Below are 262 nucleotides of genomic sequence, written 5' to 3'. Positions count from 1 at the left end.
TCCGTCTGGAGCGCGGCGTCGCCGACGCCGACCGCGGCGGCCATGCGGTCAGCGACCGCATCGTCACCGTGCAGTTCGACGGCAGCGTCAATTCCAAGCTGCCGTGGGAATTCCGCCCGCACGTGGTGAGCATGAAGGTGCGCCCGGGCGAGCAGTACGAAACCACCTACTACGCGCGCAACACCAGCGACGCGCCCATCGTCGGCAGCGCCTCGCCCTCGGTGGCGCCGGCGCGCGCGTCGGGCTATTTCAACAAGACCGA

General features: G+C 69.5%; 1 protein-coding gene. It reads left to right on the top strand.

Going from position 1 to position 262, the window contains the following annotated elements; translation table 11 throughout:
- A partial coding sequence (locus tag HKX41_12030) for a cytochrome c oxidase assembly protein (protein ID NNC24863.1) occupies positions 1-262 on the top strand: 262 nt, incomplete at both ends.

Origin of the sequence: Salifodinibacter halophilus (assembly GCA_012999515.1) — a bacterium.
In the GTDB taxonomy this organism is placed as follows: Bacteria; Pseudomonadota; Gammaproteobacteria; order Nevskiales; family Salinisphaeraceae; genus Salifodinibacter; species Salifodinibacter halophilus.
Note: the sequence above shows the minus strand (reverse complement) of the source record. Positions and strands in the feature narration are given on the sequence as shown.